20 protein-coding genes are annotated in these 21830 nt (G+C 39.7%); 9 read left to right on the top strand and 11 right to left on the bottom strand.

From position 1 onward, the window contains the following. Positions 1–2: 2 nt before the first annotated feature. From M3234_RS02745 to M3234_RS02755, 3 genes are all read right to left on the bottom strand, one after another. Entirely contained in the window at positions 3–347 is a 345-nt protein-coding gene (locus M3234_RS02745; RefSeq protein WP_262303210.1) for a UxaA family hydrolase, read from the bottom strand. Positions 348–456: 109 nt separating this feature from the next. Further along, a complete protein-coding gene (locus M3234_RS02750) occupies positions 457–1407 on the bottom strand; it encodes a hydroxyacid dehydrogenase (protein ID WP_262303211.1) in 951 nt (316 codons plus the stop codon). Between the two features lie 452 nt (positions 1408–1859). Then, positions 1860–2741, bottom strand: a complete 882-nt coding sequence (locus tag M3234_RS02755) for a LysR family transcriptional regulator (protein ID WP_262303212.1) — start codon at positions 2739–2741, stop codon at positions 1860–1862. 118 nt (positions 2742–2859) lie between these two features. Between M3234_RS02755 and M3234_RS02760 the strand changes: the two genes are divergently transcribed. Further along, positions 2860–3921 carry a YeiH family protein gene (locus M3234_RS02760; RefSeq protein WP_396953916.1) on the top strand — a complete coding sequence of 354 codons (1062 nt, stop codon included), beginning with the start codon at positions 2860–2862 and terminating at the stop codon, positions 3919–3921. Positions 3922–4250: 329 nt separating this feature from the next. Here the strand turns inward: M3234_RS02760 and M3234_RS02765 are convergent, their stop codons facing one another. Next, positions 4251–5396: a YcjF family protein gene (locus M3234_RS02765; protein WP_262303213.1), complete on the bottom strand. Its 1146-nt coding sequence runs from the start codon at positions 5394–5396 to the stop codon at positions 4251–4253. A gap of 944 nt (positions 5397–6340) precedes the next feature. Between M3234_RS02765 and M3234_RS02770 the strand changes: the two genes are divergently transcribed. After that, a complete protein-coding gene (locus M3234_RS02770; RefSeq protein ID WP_262303563.1) occupies positions 6341–6820 on the top strand; it encodes a nucleoside deaminase in 480 nt (159 codons plus the stop codon). An 82-nt stretch (positions 6821–6902) separates the two neighbouring features. Here the strand turns inward: M3234_RS02770 and M3234_RS02775 are convergent, their stop codons facing one another. Further along, entirely contained in the window at positions 6903–7073 is a 171-nt protein-coding gene (locus M3234_RS02775; RefSeq protein WP_262303214.1) for a GNAT family protein, read from the bottom strand. 387 nt (positions 7074–7460) lie between these two features. Between M3234_RS02775 and M3234_RS02780 the strand changes: the two genes are divergently transcribed. Both M3234_RS02780 and M3234_RS02785 read left to right on the top strand, forming a co-directional pair. Beyond that, positions 7461–9326, top strand: coding sequence for a LamG domain-containing protein (locus tag M3234_RS02780; RefSeq protein ID WP_262303215.1), 1866 nt, complete (start codon positions 7461–7463; stop codon positions 9324–9326). A 636-nt stretch (positions 9327–9962) separates the two neighbouring features. Beyond that, positions 9963–10364 (top strand): hypothetical protein, encoded by a 402-nt coding sequence (locus M3234_RS02785; RefSeq protein WP_262303216.1) that lies wholly within the window; start codon positions 9963–9965, stop codon positions 10362–10364. 75 nt (positions 10365–10439) lie between these two features. Here the strand turns inward: M3234_RS02785 and M3234_RS02790 are convergent, their stop codons facing one another. The 4 genes from M3234_RS02790 to M3234_RS02805 are packed head-to-tail and all read right to left on the bottom strand — an operon-like array spanning position 10440 to position 15741. After that, positions 10440–11924 carry a hypothetical protein gene (locus M3234_RS02790; protein ID WP_262303217.1) on the bottom strand — a complete coding sequence of 495 codons (1485 nt, stop codon included), beginning with the start codon at positions 11922–11924 and terminating at the stop codon, positions 10440–10442. Positions 11925–11940: 16 nt separating this feature from the next. Then, positions 11941–13512 carry an AAA family ATPase gene (locus M3234_RS02795; protein ID WP_262303218.1) on the bottom strand — a complete coding sequence of 524 codons (1572 nt, stop codon included), beginning with the start codon at positions 13510–13512 and terminating at the stop codon, positions 11941–11943. Then, entirely contained in the window at positions 13469–14122 is a 654-nt protein-coding gene (locus M3234_RS02800; protein WP_262303219.1) for a hypothetical protein, read from the bottom strand. Before M3234_RS02800 ends, M3234_RS02795 begins: the two co-directional genes overlap by 44 nt. Positions 14123–14136: 14 nt before the next feature. Further along, positions 14137–15741: a WD40 repeat domain-containing protein gene (locus M3234_RS02805; RefSeq protein WP_262303220.1), complete on the bottom strand. Its 1605-nt coding sequence runs from the start codon at positions 15739–15741 to the stop codon at positions 14137–14139. A 227-nt stretch (positions 15742–15968) separates the two neighbouring features. Here M3234_RS02805 and M3234_RS02810 point away from each other — a divergent pair, with 227 nt between their 5' ends. Then, positions 15969–16562, top strand: coding sequence for a TetR/AcrR family transcriptional regulator (locus M3234_RS02810; RefSeq protein ID WP_262303221.1), 594 nt, complete (start codon positions 15969–15971; stop codon positions 16560–16562). A 33-nt stretch (positions 16563–16595) separates the two neighbouring features. Beyond that, positions 16596–16775 carry an anti-repressor SinI family protein gene (locus M3234_RS02815; protein WP_262303222.1) on the top strand — a complete coding sequence of 60 codons (180 nt, stop codon included), beginning with the start codon at positions 16596–16598 and terminating at the stop codon, positions 16773–16775. Positions 16776–17064: 289 nt separating this feature from the next. Here M3234_RS02815 and M3234_RS02820 read toward each other — a convergent pair whose 3' ends face one another. Both M3234_RS02820 and M3234_RS02825 read right to left on the bottom strand, forming a co-directional pair. Then, entirely contained in the window at positions 17065–17214 is a 150-nt protein-coding gene (locus M3234_RS02820) for a hypothetical protein (protein WP_262303223.1), read from the bottom strand. A 144-nt stretch (positions 17215–17358) separates the two neighbouring features. Further along, positions 17359–18117 carry a MurR/RpiR family transcriptional regulator gene (locus M3234_RS02825; protein WP_262303224.1) on the bottom strand — a complete coding sequence of 253 codons (759 nt, stop codon included), beginning with the start codon at positions 18115–18117 and terminating at the stop codon, positions 17359–17361. Between the two features lie 186 nt (positions 18118–18303). Here M3234_RS02825 and M3234_RS02830 point away from each other — a divergent pair, with 186 nt between their 5' ends. The 3 genes from M3234_RS02830 to M3234_RS02840 all read left to right on the top strand — a co-directional run bounded on the left by M3234_RS02830 (position 18304) and on the right by M3234_RS02840 (position 21771). Next, positions 18304–19641 (top strand): 6-phospho-beta-glucosidase, encoded by a 1338-nt coding sequence (locus tag M3234_RS02830; protein ID WP_262303225.1) that lies wholly within the window; start codon positions 18304–18306, stop codon positions 19639–19641. Further along, positions 19641–20366 (top strand): glucosamine-6-phosphate deaminase, encoded by a 726-nt coding sequence (locus tag M3234_RS02835; RefSeq protein ID WP_262303226.1) that lies wholly within the window; start codon positions 19641–19643, stop codon positions 20364–20366. Before M3234_RS02830 ends, M3234_RS02835 begins: the two co-directional genes overlap by 1 nt. A gap of 139 nt (positions 20367–20505) precedes the next feature. Next, complete coding sequence (locus tag M3234_RS02840; RefSeq protein WP_262303227.1) at positions 20506–21771, top strand: PTS sugar transporter subunit IIC; 1266 nt, start codon at positions 20506–20508, stop codon at positions 21769–21771. Positions 21772–21830: the final 59 nt, after the last annotated feature.

Here is a 21830-nt window from a genome sequence, read left to right on the forward strand (position 1 = left end):
TTCTACCACCTCGCCGTTTTAATATTGTGAGTATGAACGTAATCGCCAATTTCCCACTTCTCTGTTGTTAAACCAATTTGAACACCATATTTTAAAACTGGTTCTCCTGCTTCCAAATTAACTAAAGAGATCTTGTGACCTAAAGGAATATCCCCTTTCGCCACTACCGCTATATCGGAATTATCATCCATATAAATCCCGATTACTTTTTCTCCTTTTTGAATAGGGCTTGTAGCAACGCCTACATGATCGCCGCGATGATGAATTAAAAACTTATGAGTGCTAACATTTCCGGCTGTCTCTTGCTGATTTTCCGTGAGAGTACTAGCTTGACTATTGATACTCATTTGAAAGCCTCCTTTGTGGTTGAGTGACCCAACCAATTTCTATATCCTTATTAAACCATCTCCACGCTTGATAGTCAATCATAATATTTTAATTTTCAAAATATTTTGTTCAGACAACACATAAGGAGCGCTCTCCTTTGGCGATTTTCACTACTTCCTTTGCAACTAATAACGAGGTTCTGATTTGAGATTCATCGGTGAGTCCTGCGATATGAGGTGTGATGGTAGCATTCTCGCAGGATAAGAGTTGATTAGATGGTGAAATCGGTTCTACTTCAAGGACATCCAAAGTAGCCCCGGCGATGATATGGCTGTTCAAAGCTGCCGCCAGTGCAGTTTCATTAATAATGCCCCCTCTAGAGGTATTGATAATATACGCCGTCGGCTTCATCTTCTTCAATTCGATTTCCGAGATTAAATGATGTGTCTGAGGTGTCAACGGAACATGCAGGGAAATAAAATCGGACTCGGTTAATACATCCTCTAAAGACTCCCTTAGATGGATCCCTGTTTCTGAAACAATGTGGTCATACTCGGTGATAAAGGGATCATAGCCAATAACCTTCATACCAAATGCAAGTGCCCGCTTTGCTACACGATGGGAGATTTCACCTAATCCAACTAATCCAAGTGTTTTGTTGGAAATCTCCCCGCCGGTAAACTTTTTACGGTTCCAATCTCCTGCCCTTATATCAGCATCCGCCAGATGCAGCGGCCGGTTCGCACTTAACATGGCCGTCATCACATATTCCGCTACAGATGTGGCATTTGCATTCCGCCCATAAACCACTTGAATCCCTCTTTTTTTTGCCGCTGCGATATCAATGTTATCCATCCCGACACCCAAACGGCCGACTACCTTCAAGTGGGTTCCGGCAGTTAATAATTCATGGTCTACCTTTGTTTGATTCCTGACAATAATCGCATCATAATCTTTAATCAGCTGGAGCAGTTTCACGCGATTATTCCAAAGGCTCTCATCATAATTCACTTCAAACCCGTGGCGAAGCAGTTCCTCAATTCCTTCATTCCAAATTAATTCGGTGATCAAGACCTTCATAAAAAAACTTCACTCCCCTTTTATGGCTCAGTGACCCAACCAATTTAACTATATTAAATCACCCTCAGAAAGTTTGGTCAATAGATTCTTTCCTTAATAGTAAGGCTCTGTTATTATTCATTGTTGATTTTCGTGTAGGTATGAGAATTCATAGGCGGAAAATTTCCCGCTAATGTATAAAGAGGCATCTTAATAAGCCGATATAAGCGGAGAAATTCCCTTTATTGGCTGTAAATTATACAAAATCCAAGGATTTGCATCATATAAGCGGAAAAACTTCCTTTATTTTTAAGGAAATAAGGGTATTTCCCAATTTAAATGGAATTTATCCGTTTATTTCTCAAACACAGTCAAACCAACATTCACTTATAACAGTGCCTATAGTAAAGGAGCATTCTTTCATTTCTATTGGGAAGCGCAAGATTTTAAGCACAGGGGCCTGACCCCCGCCCTCAACCTAGGTAGTGCCGCAATGTCTCAATAAATTGTTGTAAGGCTTTCGTTTGAAACGGGGAAGACATTAAGATGGAAAAGTTACGTTTGAACGGCAAACCTTCAACGTCGACAAATTCTAGAAAGCCATACATGAGCTCTTTTTTAATGGCCCATTGGGAAAGCAGACTGATTCCCAGACCGGCTTCAACCGATTCCTTAATGACCTGTGTGCTTCCGAATTCCATGATTTTCTTGGGTGTAAAGCCTAACTTTTGAAATAGATGTTCAGCGGCTTCCCTTGTTCCTGAGCCCTTTTCTCGTAATATCCATATTTCCTCCCCCAACTCTGATATGTCTCTTTTGCCTTTCTCTTTTAACAAAGGGTGAAGCGGTGAAGCGACAATGACCATTTTGTCTTCAGCTACGATCTCTACATTCGGTATTTTTTCGTTAATGTGCCCTTCTACGATGCCGATGTCTAATTGATGGGTTTGGACAAGATCGATGATTTCTTTTGTATTGTAAATCTGAATCGTCGGTGTAATGAGCGGGTATTTTTCCTGCAGCCCCGCAATAATGTGCGGCAGGATATATTCCCCAAACGTGTAGCTCGCCCCTATCGCAATCGGGCCGCTCGCTTTGTTGGTGAGGTCATCAATTAAATATTGCATCTTGGAATAGAGAGCGAGAATCTCTTTTGCATGATGAAATACAATCTCCCCAGCTTTATTGAGTCGGACAAATTTATTATTTCTTTCCAAAAGCCTGGCACCAATAGATTCCTCCAGGACTTTGATGTATTGGCTGACGGCTGGCTGAGTCATGTGAAGTTCTTCTGCAGCCTTTGAAAAATTCCCCTTTTCCACTACTTTGACAAACACCTCTAAATAGTGATCCATACGAACCCCCGCCTTATGTATATAATTTTACTTATTATATCTATTATATATTATTATTTTCCTTATCTATAAAACGAGAGTAGTATGAAGGTACAAAATAAGTTGCGGGGTGATTGAAATGAGTAGTCAATCAGCGAGAGCATTAGCTCCACACGAAATAGCTGGCCAACCGCAAAAAATGCCAGAGCCGAAATCCAAAGCCGGATTATGGATTGGCGGCATCGTGTTTACCATAATCATTGCGGCTGCAGGATTTATCCTTTCGGCAATACCTGGTTTTAACCGAGTCGGACCCATGGCCTGTGCGATTATCCTAGCCATCATGTACCGGCAATTTTTTGGATATCCTGAAAAAATACGAGCAGGAATCCAATTTTCAGCGAGGTATTTCTTACGGTTTGCGATTGTCTTATATGGACTAAAATTAAATGTTGATGTGATTTTGAGCCAAGGATTGGGGCTCGTGGTCCGTGATGCTGGCGTGATCGTTTTTGCGATTTTCGCCACGGTCTGGCTAGGAAAACGATTGAAGGCGGATTCAAATTTATCGCTGCTTCTGGGAGTTGGAACGGGGGTATGCGGGGCAGCAGCGATTGCAGCAGTAGCCCCCATCATCAAAGCCAAAGAGGAAGATACAGCGATGGGAGTCGGAATAATCGCCCTAGTTGGCACGATTTTTTCGATTATCTATACGATTATCCGTCCACTCCTTCCGTTGTCTCCTGTTGATTATGGGATTTGGAGTGGCAGCAGCCTTCATGAAATTGCCCATGTAGCTTTAGCGGGTGCGCCTGCAGGTACGGATGGGCTGGCAATGGCATTGCTGGCCAAGCTAGGACGCGTGCTGCTTCTTGTTCCATTATGCTTTATTCTAATGTATTGGATGAAACGAAAAAGTGCAGATGCAGCAGGAGAAACCAAAGTTGATTTTCCTTGGTTTTTGGTTGGATTCATTCTAATGAGCTTGTTCGGAAGCTATGCTGTAGGTACATGGGTCCCTGTATCAGGAGAGGTTTTAGACGGTATTTCTACCGCAACCACCTTTATCCTTACATCAGCCATGGTCGGACTTGGCCTAAACGTAAGCCTTCATGATCTCCGTACAAAAGCCCTTAGACCGCTAATGGCCATGCTTATCACCTCTATCTTTCTATCAATTATCACGTTTTTTATTCTATAAGACTTGGGGGGAGGATCACCCCCTTAATTTTTTATTTGCGAAAATACGTTTTTTATTTGCGATTTTCACCCGTTTATTTGCGCAAAACCGTCTTTTATTTGCGATTCTTTTTATAAAGGAAGGCCTTCCCTTTTCAACAATCTGTTTCCTATGCTCAACCTAATTGGACATTTAATTAATAAGGTTCAACTGCCCGTCATTACTGCCCTCTTACTTCCACACCCATAAAATCCAGTCAGACAAACGTTTAAGTAGAAATGCCTAAAACATTGAGGTATCAATATTTTTCCACTCATTCTTATAAAAATTTTGCTGATTAATTTACTACTCTAAATCGCCTTTTTTAACCAATCAATATCCAGCTGTTGGCTTCCCTTATCACCGACTCGATAGATTGTAATGATATTTCCTTCGTGAGAAACATACATTCTTCCATCTTTGTCAAATCCAATTTCATGTATGGTTTTCTTGCTAATACCTTGAATTTTATCTCGATAATTCACTTTGTTTGGTGTGTGTTGGAGTAATCCTATTTGGTATTCAAGACTATGCAGCCTTTCATTTGACAGAATGGCTAATTCCTTATAAATTTTGTCATTTAGTTTAATATTGGGATAGAGTCGTTGAAAACGATCCTGAATAGTTTTATACCGTTTATTTGTTGTTTCATTTAACTTTTCTTTAGTTTTAGAAAGCTCTTCTTTTAAATTTCGGTGTTCTTTCAATTCGTTCTGTAATTTAGTAGTTTTAAGGTCTTCCTCTTCTAGAACACGGGTCCACTCCTCTGTCGAAACACTTAATTTTAATTTTTCTTCTAGTTCGTTAAGCTGCTTTTCAAAAATTTGATTTTTTCTTTCTAATTCCTTTACCTTATTCCCTTCTTTGTTGACCTGCTCTTTATACTGCTGATACTTAAGGCCCTTTTCCTTCCAGGATTCTAATTCTTTTAAAATACTGTCTTTATTGATATTTTTTTGCTCTTTTTTAGCCTTTTCAGCAGCTAGTTTACTGATTCGTTTAAGTTCAGTCTCAGATATTTTTTGATCCTTACTTCGAGCTTCAAGTATCGTTTTGGAAGCGTATCCTAGTCCATATGTTGCTGCATACACTAATGGCATTGAAGTGAGGGCACCCATAAATGGTAAAATTGTTTTATATAGTCCCAGGACCACCTGTTGGGCTAAAACTCCCCAGCCTACTACTCCGACAATATATATTACCATTTCCTTCGCTTTATTTTCACCAAGTGGATTGCCCATTGCTCTACTAAGAAAAATAACCATAATCACTTGGATAGGAGTAAGTACAAATAAATCCGCAAATGGGATAGGCTGAATGGCAACTAAAGCACAAACTAACGCTGTTGCATGTATAATGATATTGCATTTTTTATCGACTGGAATGGATGGATCTTCTGTTATTCCGCTTAATGTGATATTTAACATATTTTTCAAGCTCTTTATAGTGTAGGCCATTTCTGTTTTCCTTTCTTTCTATATAAACATGGTAAAAGGATTTTCCTGTTCTCGAAGTAATCTATTACCATCTTTTATATTGATCGGATTTCCATTTTATTACCAATACCTTATAGACTTTGCTCATACTATATATATCGACTGGATAAAAAGAAGTGTTTAGGAGATTGGTTGTTATATTTTGTTGGAAAAGTGGACCATTTTTTTAAAAAGCAATTGCAAAACTACTCCGTAAGTTATTGTTGCACCTTACTACTTTGATCCTTCGTAAATCTTTCCTTGCCTGCATCTTGTGAGAATTATGCTGAAAGCTACTGCGTCATGTGCCATGACCTGAATCTCTCTTGAGAATTAAGCTGCACAGCTAATACAGCAATTCGGCAAAAAAGGAGCCGTTCGCTTGTTTCAACGAACGGCCCTCTTGCTGTCATAAGGGTGTGAATCAGTGATAATCTTTGATCCTTTTCAACATTTTGTTTCCGCTACTCAAACTAACCAAACGCTTGAGTAAACAAGTACAGCTCCCCGGCATGAATGGCTTCTGACTTCCACTATCACGAAAATCCTTGCCGGTCAGACAAACGTTTAAGTGGAACCGCCCAAAACGCTGATAAATCAATGTTTATCCATCCATTCATGCGATAAATTTGTTGAATGCTGCCAGCGGTTAAGGCAGTTCCTTACTGGCAACGTAATGGCAAAGTTAGATGGGAGTTTTTAAAGTGAAGTACCTACATTCTACACTAGGATTCATATCTTTATCGTTAGTCATCATATTTCTCCAATAAGTACATATTTATTGCTGCTTTCTTAAAGCTAATTGTTTATACTTGACCAAATACCTATAGATCTGATTGACATTTAATAAGATCGGTTCTCGGTAAACGGGTGATGTTTAGGGGATATGGATGAAAAAAATAAAAAGGGATGAGGAGGATACAATTTTGATTAGTGATTTAGATTTGAAGCACCTGCGACGTTGTGTTGAATTAGCAAAAACTGCACTGGAGAAAGGTGACGAGCCATTTGGTTCCGTTCTTGTCTCAGCCAACGGAGAGGTGCTTGCAGAAGACCATAACCACGTTGCGGGTGGGGACCATACTCAACACCCAGAATTTGCTTTGGCGCGATGGGCAGCTAGTAACATGACACCCGAAGAAAGAAGCAAGGCGACAGTATATACCTCTGGCGAACATTGCCCTATGTGCGCTGCGGCCCACGGTTGGGTTGGTTTAGGCCGGATCGTTTATGCAAGTTCGTCTGAACAGTTGGTACAATGGTTGAAGGAAATGGGGGTTACTCCATCGCGGGTTCGAAATCTTCCTATTCATGATGTAATTCGTGATACCACAATAGATGGTCCTGTTCCTGAACTAGCGGAGCAAGTTCGTCACCTCCATCGTCAGTTTTATGCAAGGGGATGATGAATATATAGCGACCTGGCGTTATCGCTATTACAGGCAACAGGAGAATGTCGAAATCTCCTACTAACTTGCCAAGCGTCACTTAACCATTTGCCCATTCCATTAAAAATTCTTCCTCGCCAGTTAGATCATCTAATAATTCTTCTTTTATGACAAAGCCATTTTTTAAATAAAAATCAACGGCTTTGTTATTTTTTTTGTACACTTTTAATAATTGTATAGTTTCCCTTTTACTTTTTATAAAATTTAACAATTTCTTTCGTATCCTTCACCTTGGTACTTACCATCAATAAATAATGCGGCGATATTCACGTTATCACCCTTCAAAATATAGCACGTATCATTCATATTCTAACCGTTCAAAACATTCATGATCCAGTAATGTTTTTGCATCCTGTAATCTCATTACTGCCAACTCCTGAAATTCTCCTCTATTTATACTAAAAAAGACGCTGGTAAATTTAGGTCTTTATTATTATAATTTTTACTATATTGCTTAAAAAATAGGTTCTAAGACCTATTTAGTGTGTAAAAAGATTAGTGGTGTAGGAGGTTAGCAGCAACATAGTAGAAACTATTATATTTATGTCAACTTGCATTTTGGTACCATCAAGACTATGAATTCTTTGGAGGCAACCCTATGAAAGACATTTCGATTAATACTCTTGCTTTACAGCGTTTTATATCAATTATCTTAATTATAGCTTTGGCGGTGGGACTGCTCCACCTCAATCCCAAAAGCGTAAAAGCAGAAAGCTCTGCTGAAATTGTGACATTTAATCCGATCGTAGAAGACCAGGGTGCTTATAATGGACAACCCATCTCAGATATCGCGCCGAATAGTAGTTACGTGGCAATTAAGAGCGTTGATGATCAAAATGGCCAGTGGCAGTGGTTTAATGGTACTCAGTGGTTGAACATTACCGACAGACTTTCTCTTGGATCTCCCCTTGTTTTGCCAGCTAATACGTTAATCCGGTTTTCCGCAACTCCAAATTGGAATGGCTTAACAACAATTAATTATGTTCATTATATTGAAGGTTCAACAAATCCGAATGATTTAAACAATTATGAGGAGACAGTCAGAACTGCTCAACTTACAGTAACACCTGTGGATGATGCTCCATATTTAACGGAGGCAGGAGGAAACAATTATCTAAGTTTCAGTAAAAACGGTGCCTATGCAACATACCCTAGCATGGATATCTACTCACAGTCCTTTACCTTTGAAAGTTGGGTTAAAATCCCATATCGAATGAATGCCTGGGAAAGGATCTTTGATACATCTTTCGGAATGGATAATTTTAACCTCCATTTGGCATTTGAAGGCGGCACCGGGAAAATGGTGTTGGAGGCACTCCCGCAACGAGGCTATCGCCTCAATACTTACCAGGCGAGAACAGCAGAAGCCTTTCCTATTAATACTTGGGTACATGTCGCTGTAGTTTACAACCATAATCAAAAACAAGCCAATATTTATTGGAATGGTGTGCTAAAAGGACAGGGGTACATGGACCTTTCAAATATGAGTAATGCCGGTCTACAAAACGGAGGTATTCAAAGGCCAATTAACTACTTGAGTAAGAGTACTTGGGACCAGGATGGCTATTTTAAGGGCGGTATGAAACAAGTGAGATTTTGGAATAAAGCCAAGCTTCAATCTGAAATCATAAACCACATGAATAAAGAATTGGTACAAACAGAACCAAATCTCCTCGTTCAATATCAGTTTAATGAAGGGACGGGTGAAACTGCGAGTAGTACCGGAGGAATAACCATCCCTTCCCGTTTGATCTCTACAACCTGGATGACAGATGATGGGTTCATATATGGGGTGACTGGGAAGGCAGATTCGACATTAGTAAAAGAGTTTAACGTTTTTGATGTTGATGCCGGCGATGTAGATAGATTGAGCGTAAGTGCTGTTTCCTCAAATCAAACCGTGTTGGCAAACAATGCTATTCGATTAGCAGGAACTAGTTCAAATAGAATGATTATTATGAGGCCTATAGAAGAAGGTTCTTCCACCATCACGGTAACATTAAACGACGGCGTAAACACTTATCAAAGCAGCTTTTTATTGACTGTAACTTCATTGCCTCCCGGTGAACAACTGGAGGAACCAACCATCCCTGATCAGCCCGGAGAAGAACCAGTTGAGGAACCTACCACTCCTGATCAGCCAGGTGGAGAACCAGTTGAGGAACCTACCGCTCCTGATCAGCCAGGCGGAGAACCAGCTAAGGAACCTACCACTCCTGACCAGTCTGGAATTCAGAAACCAGCTGTACCAAACGGGAACTCAACCCCTGGTGAACAGACTGCCGGCAATGATGTACAGAAAAAATTGTCCAAAACAGCCAATACAAATAAGGAAAATAATAGTGCCACAACCTTACCGGACACTGCTACATCCCAATACAATATAGTAACCGCAGGATTGCTTATTGTTGGTATTGGGCTCCTAATGATATTTTTGACTAGACAAAAGAGGAAATTTGAATAAGAGCGAGTTAAAAACACTCAGGACTAGTTTCCTGAGTGTTTTTACATATCCCGCCAATTTCAAAACCTTCCATTTGCATCGAAAATGAAGACCCAAGGGCTGTTCACCTAGTGCCTCGAGAACAAAACTGAAAGCCATTAGAATGAACCCCATTCTAATGGCTCTTTATCCTGCACTTATTGGCTCAATCATCCGCAAATGGTGGCTCAAAACTGCTCTCAGATGGCACAAACTATCCGCAATACTCACCCCTATTTCAACTTACAATGTTCGATGCTTTACGATACATTGTTGCGCGCGGGCAACCTAACCAAACGTTTGGTTAACCGGGTTCGAATCCTTACCATTTTTGCTTTTTATTTTCCATATCACAAAAATGCGTTCGACCAGACAAACGTTTAAGTAAAGTGGTTTGAAATGTGGAGAAATACACGTTTCATGCCTTTTTCATGCAAGAACTTTGGTGAATCCTGCTGGATGGAGGCGGCTCAATTGAAGCAGTCTTCATACGAACACAATAATTCGTCAGGTTCCGACTTCATCCGCTACTGCTTGACCCAATCAAACGTTTGGATAAAAGCAGCTAGAATCTTGAATTAGCCGCTTTCTACAGCTTTTCGGGGCAAAAATCTTGTCATGCATCCAAACGTTTGGTTAGTATGCGGTACAATCCAACCGAAACACTTTCCTGCCGTCATAAACAACTCAGATATCGATATTCAAGTAGTAACAAATAATAGTTTAGAAGTACTTCTTGATCTACAATATCAGCATGATTTAAACAATGGAATGGAATTTGCGAAGCAGAAGGTTGATCTCATAAAACGTCAATTTGAAGATCAAAACATTCAGCAGGCACTAGCTTTTTATAAAGGGTCTCCAACTGGCTATGTAAATGTCATGATCTCTAGTGAAACAGCAGAAATTGATAGCCTAATGGTTGACGAGGGAGAAAATACCCCTAGAGAAATGTACAGAAAACAAAACTATCAGTATCATGGATTTAAATATGAAGCACTAAAAGTGTACCAGGATTAGAAAAAATTTGGGGAGTGACATGGGAAACCAACAACTTTTAATAGGTGCCACTGTCACGCCCCGAAATGGCATTACTTACCCAAATAGGAAGTTGGCAACAGACCGGCCGACGGATTTTAGGCCTTCCCAGGTTTTAGTTGCGACGGTTTTAGCTGTACTACTTACTTTCTTTGCTGTTTTATAGACACTATCTCCGAATTTGGATCCCGCCATATAGCCGACTGTTCCTCCGACTACACTCCCTACAAATGGTCCGACGACGGGAATCCATGAAAGGACAGCAGCACCAATAGCCGCACCTTCCGCTGCCCATCCTAAGCCGTATGTCATCGAGGTGGTGGTTCTGCCCATTCGATCCAATCCTTGATTGACGGTCAGTTCCCCGGAAGCAATTTTACCTAGAATTTTGACATTTTCGATTCCAACACAGGCGATATTAGCAATTATGCCGGCTGGAGTCCCCTGAGGAATCACAGTAAGAATCCCTTTTTCCGAGGCTGTTTTTAGGGCACCCGCGGCGGCGGCTTTAATGCCTGCGTCCGTTCCGGTCTTCAGAGCAAGTTCAATGGACTCGTCCACATTAATGGTTTCACCAACAGCCGCTTTCCTTGCCAAATCAAACCCTGTTGTAATAACGGCAGCCTGGATACCTGCTGCTCCTGCATTTTTTGCCAGATTAAAAGATAAATCCTTTATTTGATAATGATTCCAATCATATTTTGGCAGAATGCCCTTTTCCTGAAGCGTTAGCTGCAGCTCTTTGATTTTCCCTTTTTCCAAAGGTTGGCTGAAGGCTTTTACCTTATCCGTTCCCCCAATCGAATGGACCACGGTCTTCCCAGGGAAAGCTTTGCTGACCTCGTCCAGCTGTTCCGCCGGCACAAGAATTCTTTGATTGTTGTAGTTCCCGTTCTTGACCATTCTAATCGTATCTTGAGCAGTTGCCCCGTATTTTGCTTGATACTGATGGACAATATTCTTGTTTTTATCAAGGATGACAATATCGAAGGAATTTTTCCCGTACCCTGCGCCCAGCTCCGGCCCTAACACCTTTGCGATAAATTCACTGCCACTCAACTTCGCATTCATATTAAAGGAATTGACATGATGCTGCTCCGCCATAAACCCGTCTAAGTTCATATTTTGACTGACAGCGCCATCCATGTTGGTAACAGCCTGGAGCATTTGGGCATTGGCCTGTTGAATGGATGCATCAATGGTATTCAAATAGTTTCCCATATCATTGACACTCACACCGATAGATGCTTCTTGAACCTTTTTAAAAAACCAACTTTCCTTTGTCCCGCCGTTTTCAATTGTCTCATTGAGGGACTCTAGATTAGAATCAAATGTTTCCACGCCGCGGATCGTTTCTTCACTCAGAGAGAAAGCCTCTTGATCGCTCAACTCAGGCAGTTCCCTCTTATATGCAGTTCGCAGCCATTCCTCTTCACTAACATTTTCGTCTTTTTGTTGGTAGGAGTGAATAAATCGGCTTAAAACTTGTTGAAACTCGGCAGTGTTTTTTTCATCTAAACCATCCAGCATAATATTTTCCATTAGTCTATTGCCTCGCTTATTTTAAGGATGCGTTCTTAAATTTACGGCGTTCATATTCCTTAGACATCTTATCAATTGAATCTTTCATGATCTCAGATAATGAATTGGTGTTTTTGATTGCATTTAATATGTCATTGGTCGTTAACCGCTGCTTCTCTTCTGCAAAAACCGCTTCAATACTATCCCGGACTACCCCTTCAATATCCGCTCCACTGAAGCCCTGTGTTTTCAACACTAACTCATTAAGATTGATGCTGGATAAATCATGCTTGCGGCGTTTTCCGATATGGATTTCAAAAATCTTTTTACGCTCCGCATCATTAGGCAGCCCAACGTAGAAAATTTCATCAAATCTTCCTTTTCTCATCAATTCAGGCGGAAGTTTCAAAATATCGTTTGCAGTGGCAACCACGAAGGTCGGGCTCGTCTTTTCCTGCATCCATGTTAAAAAATTTCCGAACAAACGGGTCGTGACCTCGGCACCGCCGCCCCCACCAATTCCGGCAAAAGCCTTTTCGATCTCGTCGATCCAGAGAACGCACGGAGAAACTGCTTCGGCCAATGATATGGCCTTTCTCATGTTTGCCTCTGATTCTCCTACGTACTTTCCCAGCAATCTGCCCATATCCAATCTTAGCAATGGAACATTAAAGAGCTTTGCAGCCGCTTTCGCATTGAGGGACTTACCGCAGCCTGGAACACCGGCAATTAGTACGCCCTTAGGCATATCTACCCCGAACTCGATTGCCCGATTGAGATCGTTAAAAATAGCTGCCTTCCGCTTCAGCCACTTCTTCAAATTCTCTAAGCCGCCAATATCCTCAAGGCTTTCCTTTAAGTCGATCATTTCCAAAATTCCGGACTTCTTGATAACCTGCTGTTTCTGGTCATGGATAAACTTTAAATCTTCTTTCTCAAAGCCACCGTCATGGGCGTATGCTAGAGCGAGAATATTTTTGATCTCATATTCTGTCAGCCCTTTAAATGCCATTACCATTTCATTTAATAGAGTTCTGGAAATCGACGGCATTTCATAATCATTGAAAAACTCCGAAATGACTCCTTCTAATTCATCATGATCAAGGTAGCCAATTTCTAGCACAGTGGTGTATTTTTCTATTTCACTTGGAATGGTTAAAACAGGGGAAACGATGAATATAGTGGTTTCCACACGGCCTGACAGAACCATATGCCCGATGTCTTTTAACATACTGACAATTCGTGGTTGGTCAAAAAAATGATGGGCATCCTTCAATACTAAAATTTTCTGTGAGAGCGAGTCTCCCTCTTTTTCTGTACTTAATGTCTCTTCTATTGTTCGGGTTCCTTCAAAAAGGCGTTTTTTTATAAGAGGATCCTTTCGAGTCACATCCCATTCTGTTTGTCCGTTGGAGGCATCCCACTCAACGACACCTCTCCCAACCTTTTTGGCAACATCAAATATGATCCGGTCAGCCTTTGTTTCTTCAAACGTATGAAGATAAATAATGGGAAAACTGGCATCTATGTAATGGCATAATTTTTCAATCATATGCATGTTCCACTCACTTTTGATTATTTCTTTTGACAATACTTTCAACAACTGCATTAGCAAAACTCTTCGCAAATTCGTCCCATTCCGGCTTTATTTTTTCCATGAGCCTATACAGGCTAAAATCTAAAATAACATCATGAAATTCTATATTTTTAGCAGAATAGTAATCTAGATTATGAATTAATTTTACACGCGGTTGATTAATACCAATATATTTCGTCTTTTCTACTCCATTTTTAATCAAGAAGCTATGTCCCAGTAGATAAACTGTCTGATTCCCTTTGGCCGTTAGTTGATTTAACTCTTCCTGAGTCGTAATAACCCTGTCAAGGTCTTTCAAAATCTGTTCCGAATCGGTAAATTGTTTAATTAACGCGATTTTTTCCCGATCCCAGAGATACTTTTTAAAATTAAAATCCTGGTTATAATCGACCCCAAACAGTTCTGAAAGGATCTTCGGAATATCCTCGTTGTCATCCTTTCCTGTCAATGCCGGTAATGCGTTCAGTTCTTCTGTGTAACCTCTCTGCTCTAACCACGTTTTTAGCCGGCCATCAAAGAAGTAGTCCAGTACACTTTCCAGGTGGAAATTCTCGCGTAAATCTTCTATAGTCCTTATTTGTTCGCTCTTTATGACAAGGGGGAATTTAATTTGCCGTTTCACCTAAACCACCTCTCTTATTCAAAAATAAGCACATTGCTTTTATATAAAACAGCCATCTTATCATTATCAAAGTCAATCCCAAAGGATGGCCGCCCGTCACGATAACCCGGAGGTATTTTAATGGTATGAATTAAATCAAGATTAGGTAGATCCCAAACCTTTATCGTTCCATCCTCGGATAAGGTATAAAGATTATCATTAAAGGCCTTTATTACCTTGATTTCACTATTGTGGGCTTGCACCTTTTTCTTGACCTTACCCGTTCCTAACTCAAGAATCACAATTTCGCCCGTTTCGATCAATTGATTCCCAAAAAACGCATACCCATCCTTGGCTGGAGCTCCGAAAATGGAGTTTTCATGGATCACGAAAAGCCCCAGACTGCCCTCCAGCTTAAATGCCTTTTTTCCATTAATATAAAATTGATCAAAGACGGAACTGTAAAATTGGTCGTGATGAATAAAATAGGTAACCTTATGCTCAGTTCGATACTCCTTATAGCTATGGGCATCGCTTACCCTGAACGTATTGCTATCATACTTGTAAAAATCAAAATAAGTAACGCTCCCCGACACATAGGTATCATACAGAACCCATTGATAAAAACAATCCCCAATCCGTTCTAAAATAGTCGTATTCGTGGTTACCTGCCTGTTGACAAAATCCTTTTTGATTACCCTTTCACTGAATGTTTCAAGGTTGATCTCATATAAGTCATCCGCTTTTTTACCCGAATATTCAAAGTGATAGTTCAATCGATTTCCAAATTTGCAGGAGATTATCGCCCCACTATACTGCCTTTTAATCTCTTGAACGGACTTTCCGGTTTGATGATTGATGAGCAGCATTCGGTCCCGCTCCGAAAGAACCACCACATCCTTATACAGATAGATCTTATTTAACGGATGAAAATACCCTTCTGCAATTCCGTTTAATTGATAACCGCCATTTGCATTGCTTTTAATTCCGTGAACAAAGTTGGTGAAGTGGCTTCTCTTCACGATTTTTTCTTCATTAATCGTGTTATCCTTCACGCCTTGCTGATCCATTAGAAGAAGGACCTTCTCCTTTGAAGTGAGGTTGATATTTTTAAAGGCGATATTCTTCTTCCTTGCCTCAAATTTCCCATTCGCTCTCAAACTTACAGCAGGTTGGTTAATTCCTATGTACTTAACATTTTCGATGTCATCGCTAACTTCAAACTGGTCACCAAAAAGGTAGACTACCTTTTCGCCGGATTGAAGGATTTGTTGCAGCTCCTCTTGTGAAAAGGCAATCAAATCAAGGTTATTGGGAAGATGATCATATCCTTTTAATTGTTCGCGTTTATTTTTTTGAAAAAAGTACTCTTGAACCAAGGTCCGCATGTGATCAGTGAACTCAACTTTAAAGACATCCGTAAGCTTCCGGGGCAATTGAAGAAACTCACAATCTTTTATATCACGTAAAAGCCCCACTTCTTCATGGTAAGATCTTTGGTCAAGCCAAGTACTTAATCTTCCATCGAAATAATAGTCCAGTATACTTTCAATATCAAAATGTTTCCTTAATTCCTCTATACTCCTTACCTTCTCCCCATCTTTCATGAGAAGCGGGTACTTAATACTCCTCTTTAGCATGTTGACCATCCTTTAGCCGCAAGTAATACTTTCTTCCTAAATATACCACATAAAGCAGCGGCATTTTTGTTGCAACTTCAAGAATTTTCCTTCACCCTTCTAACAAAAGTGCGGGAATCCGTAATTTTTCGGAAAAAATAGTTTTTTTATAGATTAGTATTGACGATTTTGTTTTTATGAAGGATAATACTCACGAGTAATATAATTACAATCTTAGGGTGGCGACCATGGCAGCAAGAGGAAGAAAAAAGGGTGCAGATGGGGAGAAAAGCAGGAATCTCCTTTTACATATAGCGGCAGAAGAGTTTTCTAAAAATGGATATCATGAAACAAAAATTAGTACCATTGTTCGAAGAGCAAATGTGACACAACCTACCTTTTATCTGTATTTTCAAAGCAAAGAGGCGATTTTTCAAGAATTGGTCGATATCTTTCGCGAACAATTAGTCGCGTATGTTCAACAGAGTAGACTGGAAACAGGATTGGAAAAAGGGTCTATTGAGAAGGAAATCAAGCAAAGGCTTACGAATTTGTTTTCATTCTTTAAGGAGCAATCCGAATTAACACGAATAGGATTCTATATGGCGAAAGAATCGAGTGAAATTAAGAGTCTAATTGCTTATCAAATCGAACAAAATTTACGAAAAGAACAACAGGATGGTTATTTTAGGACCGATGTGGATATGCAAACGGTGGCAGATAGTTTAGTTGGCATCATGGAACGCCTTACCGAAACCAAATTATTAAAAAACCTAATTGAACCTGAAGACCTCGCAAACGAAATAGTACGTCTATTATTATTTGGAATGATAGCCAATTAAAGTATTTTAATCTATTGAGGGGTATGAGAAGCGATGGAGATGAAGGGTGTGGAGATAAGGAAGCTTGATGACGAATGGGTATATCTAGTATTACAGGCGAAAAAAATGGGATTGCAACCAGATGAAGTGAGAGCCTTTCTAAGGAGTGCCTCCAAAATGCAACAAACAACTACCGTACCTGGTAAACTAAAAAATAAATCTGAAATTGTGTAAGGGTTGAGTCGACTCTGGAAACAATAAGGCACTTCTCACGTTTTTCTGGCCGGATTTGAAACTTTTCTGGTCACTTTTCTTGTTTTTTTGGCCTGGTTGGATTTTACCGGCGCTTTTCAAACTTTTTACTGTCGCTTTCAACTGGTTTGCGCGGTTCTACCTCATTTTCTTTTATAAAGGGATTTTTTTGTTTATTATAATAGACATATAATAAAAAAGAGAAGTGCTGGAACACTTCTCTCTGCAACTGCTACCGTCAGGGTGGTGGTTGTTAATGGGCAATTTTTCTTTACTTAATCGGAAAATCTCCGGTTATTCTGTCGGAATCAATGGCAGTGGAACCGTCCCCATGGTCACTCTTAAGGCCAATATTCGCTTCAAATTTGATGCTTCCTGGCATCTGCAATGCCAAAATTGGAACCATTCTAAAGCGATTCACGAGGAATGCCACGAAAATGGCAATTCACGCTCCACACGGCAATTTAAAAACTTCCAAAGCGAGCCCTCTCCCACCCCATGCTTGAATTAATTTTATACAAAAATAATGAGCTATGAAATGAGTACTAATATTGAACTTTACTGCTTAAAATATTGGCTGATTGTGGTTTAATTTATTACGAACTTCTCTGGCAAGATACTCTAGTGTGTAAAGTGCAGGTACTTGTGTGGTAATGTCAGCACCCTCCATTTTTTCAGTTGTCATATAATAAGGAATATTAACATGAGATAGTTTTGCAAGTGTGCATTTAGAACTATTTGTTATGGAAATAATGGAGCTTTCGCTTAAATTAAAGTGGCTAATATATTGAATGACTTCCTGTGTTTCTCCAGAAACGGAAAGGGCTACGATACAGAGCTTCTTGGCTATATTTTTATTAAAAAAGCTAACGGGCTGATTGGTGGGATCTTCAATTCGAAAAGCCATACTGAAAAGCGAAGAAAAATATAATGCACCATATTCAGCGAGGATATTAGAAGAACCTACCCCAATAAATAACACGAGCTCTTTTTGGGATAATAGATTGGCGGCTTGCTGAATCTTACCTTGATATGACGCTCCCATACTTCTTTCTACGAAATTAATGATGGCTGTCTCATCAATAGTCATGGCATTTCCTTTTTTGACGCTTTCCAAATACATACGCAATTTTGCTTTAAACTCTGAAAACCCATTACAGCCAATTTTCCTGCAAAATCGCATCACACTAGCTGTGCTAGTATGGGTTTCAGCAGCCAGGTCACGAATTCTCATATAAATAACTTTTTCAATGTTTGCAGAAATATACTGATAAATATCTAAATCTATGCCGTGTAATTCTGGATTACGCTCTAAAAATAGCATCCTTTCCCCTCCTATCATTACCTTTACCCGTAGTATAGCATTCCTGTGGTAATGTAACAACACGTAACATTTATGTTACATTTACCGATTCCCTCTTAAAAGTAACCGTTATCATAAATTCTATTATAATCTCCCCCGTCGCTATTTATAATGATAGAGAATTGAATTTGAAAGGAAGGTACCGATATGCAACGGGGAATTAAAATTGCAACCATAGGCGGGGGATCCAGTTACACACCGGAGTTAATTGAAGGCTTCATTAAACGTTTTGATGAGCTTCCCGTACGAGAAATCTGGTTAGTAGACATTGAAGAAGGAAAAGAAAAGCTGCATATTGTTGGAAACCTCGCAAAACGAATGGTTAAAAAGGCAAATTTGCCGATTGAGATTCATTTAACGTTAAATCGAGAAGAAGCACTTAAGAACGCTGACTTTGTTACAACTCAATTTAGAGTCGGACAATTGGAGGCGCGTGAGAAAGATGAAAAAATACCTTTGAAATATCAAACCATTGGCCAGGAAACAAACGGGCCGGGTGGACTTTTCAAAGGGTTGCGCACTATTCCGGTTATTCTTGATATCTGTAAGGATATGGAACGACTTTGCCCGGATGCGTGGTTAATCAACTTTACGAATCCATCTGGCATGGTTACGGAAGCAGTCCTGCGCTATAGCAAGATCAAAAAAGTGGTAGGTTTATGTAACGGACCATACGGGATTCAACGGGGGATTGCGGACATATTAGGCGTTGATATGAAGGAAATCTATGTTGAGTTTACCGGGCTTAATCATATGATTTTTGCAAAGACAATCTATCTTCACGGAAAAGACGTTACCGAGGAAGTGCTGGAAAAAATGACAGCCCCGGGAACAGACACTGTTTCTTTGAAAAACATTCAAGATTTGGGTTGGGAGCCTGAATTCCTCCGTACTTTAAACATGGTACCAATTGGCTATCTACGTTATTACTATCAAACTTCCAAAATGTTAGCTGAGCAATTACTAGCAGCAGAAAAAGAAGGAACACGTGCGCAAGTGGTCCAAAAAGTGGAAAGAGAATTATTTGAACTTTACAAAAATGATAATTTAGACATAAAACCAAAGCAACTAGAGCAACGGGGTGGTGCTTTTTACAGTGAAGCCGCCTGTAATTTAATTAGTTCCATTTATAATGATAAACGTGATATTCAAACAGTAAACACAAAAAATAATGGTGCGATTTTAGATATTGATCGTGATTCAGCAGTGGAAGTAAACTGTGTAATCACTAAACACGGCCCTATTCCTCTTGTAACCGGGGAACTTCCGTTGGAGATTAAGGGGCTCGTACAGCAGATTAAGACTTTTGAACAGATGGCAGCAAAAGCAGCTGTGACGGGCGACTACAATACTGCACTTGTAGCCATGACAATCAATCCATTGGTATCTAGTGATACGGAAGCCAAGCAGATGCTGGACGAACTACTGGAAGCCCATAAAGCTTATTTGCCGCAATTTTTCAAAACGGAGGGGGTGAATGTTTGATGAATCAAATTCATTTTAACGTTTCAAGTAATTATGAAGAAATGAGCTTGGCGGCAGCCAAGCTTATCATTGAAAAATTCAAGAAAAAACCGGAGGGACTGTACTGCTTTGCGGCAGGAGATACTCCAACCCGCACGCTCCAATTAGTAGTGGCTGCCCACTTACGCGGTGAAATTGATTTAACCAGGGCCTATTACATCCAGTTGGATGAATGGATTGGTTTGGATTCCCATAACGAAGGCAGTTGTATTGCCTTTTTAAATCGGGAGTTTTTTCAACCGGCAAATATTCCGGAGGATCACATTCATGTATTTAATGCGCTTTCTGATGACCTGGCACTGGAGTGTATAAAAGCAAATCAATTTATTCAAAAGCATGGAAATATTTCATTAAGCCTCCTTGGTGTCGGTGTGAATGGCCATCTGGGATTCAATGAACCGGGAGTAGATTTTGAAAAAGAAGCGCATGTCATTGATTTACAAGCCATCACCCAAGAGGTTGGGAAAAAGTATTTCAAAGAAGATACCAACAGGAGCCAAGGCATCACACTTGGGATCAAACAATTATTAGCTTCGGAAATGCTGATCATCGAAGCAAATGGGAAGCGTAAGAAAGATGCCATTTCTAAAGTCTTGAATGGAAAAATAAATCCTTGTTGGCCGGTCACTGCCATTTGGAAACATGAAAACGCTTATCTAATGGTGGATGAGTCAGCCATCAACTGATTTCTTCCTCTTAAACGAGGGCATCACAATATCTGCTGAAAATGGGTCCTGCAATTTAGTAAGTAAGTCAATTTGATAGGGTGGAGAGTTCTAAATTTAAAATGCTAGGAAACTTTATATAATTTAGGAGGATTTTATTATGGAAAGATTTATGAATTTTATCCAAGAAAAATTAGTACCACCTCTAGTTAAGCTGGGAAATCAAAGACATCTTATGGCAGTGCGTAATGGATTAGCAATTACTATTCCCTTTATCATAATAGGGAGCCTATTTCTAATTATTGGTAATTTACCTTTTGAATGGTGGGGGAAATTTATCGGAGATTTTGGACCCAAGCTGAATGCCCCTGTTAATGTTACATTCGGTGCGTTATCACTAATTGCCTCTGCTGGTATAGGCTATAGTTTAGCCAAGGAATATAAATTGGATCCAATAAGCGGTGGAATAATAGCTCTTATAGGGTTCTTACTAACTCAGGTGAATGAAAAGTATGAATTAATGATTGATAACTTTGGATCTACAGGATTATTTACAGCCATTATCGTTTCACTCATAGCTATTGAAATTTTAAAACTTTTTGTTAAGAAAAACATTGTTATAAAATTACCAGACGGAGTTCCACCGGCCATTGCGAATTCTTTTGTAGCATTACTTCCAGGTGGAGCAGTTTTATTAGTTGTTTGGTTAATCAGAGTGGTGATAGGGTTTGATATTACTGAATTTTTAGCTTTAGTATTTAGCCCATTGGTATTTGCACTGAATACTTTACCTGGTATGTTAATTTTAGTTCTATTCATATGTTTATTATGGTCAGTAGGCGTACATGGAGATGCTGTACTTGGAAGTATAGCAGGACCGATATTTCTTCAATATTTAACAGCAAACACAGAAGCATATATGAATAATCAACCAATACCTTATATTACAGCAGAAGGTTTTAACACGATGTTTGTTTGTATGGGTGGTACTGGGGTTACGATGGCATTGGTGTTATTATGTCTTAGATCGAAAAGTAAAGTGTATAAATCCTTTGGAAAGTTGGCCTTTCCATCTTCCGTATTTGAAATAAGTGAGCCAGTTGTGTTTGGTTTTCCAATCGTATTTAATCCATTAATGTTTATACCATTTATCGTGACTCCATTGGTATTAACGACGATCACCTATTTCTTAATGTATTTTGATATTATAGGAAGACCAGTTGCCATGGTTCCGTGGACGATGCCCCCTATTATTGGGCCGTTTTTATTAACTGGAGGAGACTGGAAGGCAGCTGTATGGTCAGTATTGGCATTAATTATAGCTGTAGTCATCTATTATCCGTTCTTTAAAGCAGCTGAAAAACAACAGCTAAAACTTGAAAAAAATGAAGAACTATCTGCAGGAAAATCAGAAGTATCAATGTAAAAAATAATTTATGGTTAAATCACCACAGGAAGAAAAAGATTTATCTGTGCTGAAGTAAG

It is taken from the genome of Neobacillus niacini (assembly GCF_023715785.1).
In the GTDB taxonomy this organism is placed as follows: Bacteria; Bacillota; Bacilli; order Bacillales; family Cytobacillaceae; genus Neobacillus; species Neobacillus niacini_E.

Excerpts from the sequence above, each read along its gene's own strand:
- M3234_RS02765 (WP_262303213.1), bottom strand. The coding sequence starts at position 5,396 with ATGGCCTACACTATAAAGAGCTTGAAAAATATGTTAAATATCACATTA.
- M3234_RS02745 (WP_262303210.1), bottom strand. The coding sequence starts at position 347 with ATGAGTATCAATAGTCAAGCTAGTACTCTCACGGAAAATCAGCAAGAG.
- M3234_RS02750 (WP_262303211.1), bottom strand. The coding sequence starts at position 1,407 with ATGAAGGTCTTGATCACCGAATTAATTTGGAATGAAGGAATTGAGGAA.
- M3234_RS02810 (WP_262303221.1), top strand. The coding sequence starts at position 15,969 with ATGGCAGCAAGAGGAAGAAAAAAGGGTGCAGATGGGGAGAAAAGCAGG.
- M3234_RS02835 (WP_262303226.1), top strand. The coding sequence starts at position 19,641 with ATGAATCAAATTCATTTTAACGTTTCAAGTAATTATGAAGAAATGAGC.
- M3234_RS02780 (WP_262303215.1), top strand. The coding sequence starts at position 7,461 with ATGAAAGACATTTCGATTAATACTCTTGCTTTACAGCGTTTTATATCA.
- M3234_RS02805 (WP_262303220.1), bottom strand. The coding sequence starts at position 15,741 with ATGCTAAAGAGGAGTATTAAGTACCCGCTTCTCATGAAAGATGGGGAG.
- M3234_RS02840 (WP_262303227.1), top strand. The coding sequence starts at position 20,506 with ATGGAAAGATTTATGAATTTTATCCAAGAAAAATTAGTACCACCTCTA.
- M3234_RS02795 (WP_262303218.1), bottom strand. The coding sequence starts at position 13,512 with ATGCAGTTGTTGAAAGTATTGTCAAAAGAAATAATCAAAAGTGAGTGG.
- M3234_RS02785 (WP_262303216.1), top strand. The coding sequence starts at position 9,963 with ATGCATCCAAACGTTTGGTTAGTATGCGGTACAATCCAACCGAAACAC.
- M3234_RS02830 (WP_262303225.1), top strand. The coding sequence starts at position 18,304 with ATGCAACGGGGAATTAAAATTGCAACCATAGGCGGGGGATCCAGTTAC.
- M3234_RS02825 (WP_262303224.1), bottom strand. The coding sequence starts at position 18,117 with ATGCTATTTTTAGAGCGTAATCCAGAATTACACGGCATAGATTTAGAT.
- M3234_RS02755 (WP_262303212.1), bottom strand. The coding sequence starts at position 2,741 with ATGGATCACTATTTAGAGGTGTTTGTCAAAGTAGTGGAAAAGGGGAAT.
- M3234_RS02790 (WP_262303217.1), bottom strand. The coding sequence starts at position 11,924 with ATGGAAAATATTATGCTGGATGGTTTAGATGAAAAAAACACTGCCGAG.
- M3234_RS02760 (WP_396953916.1), top strand. The coding sequence starts at position 2,860 with ATGAGTAGTCAATCAGCGAGAGCATTAGCTCCACACGAAATAGCTGGC.
- M3234_RS02815 (WP_262303222.1), top strand. The coding sequence starts at position 16,596 with ATGGAGATGAAGGGTGTGGAGATAAGGAAGCTTGATGACGAATGGGTA.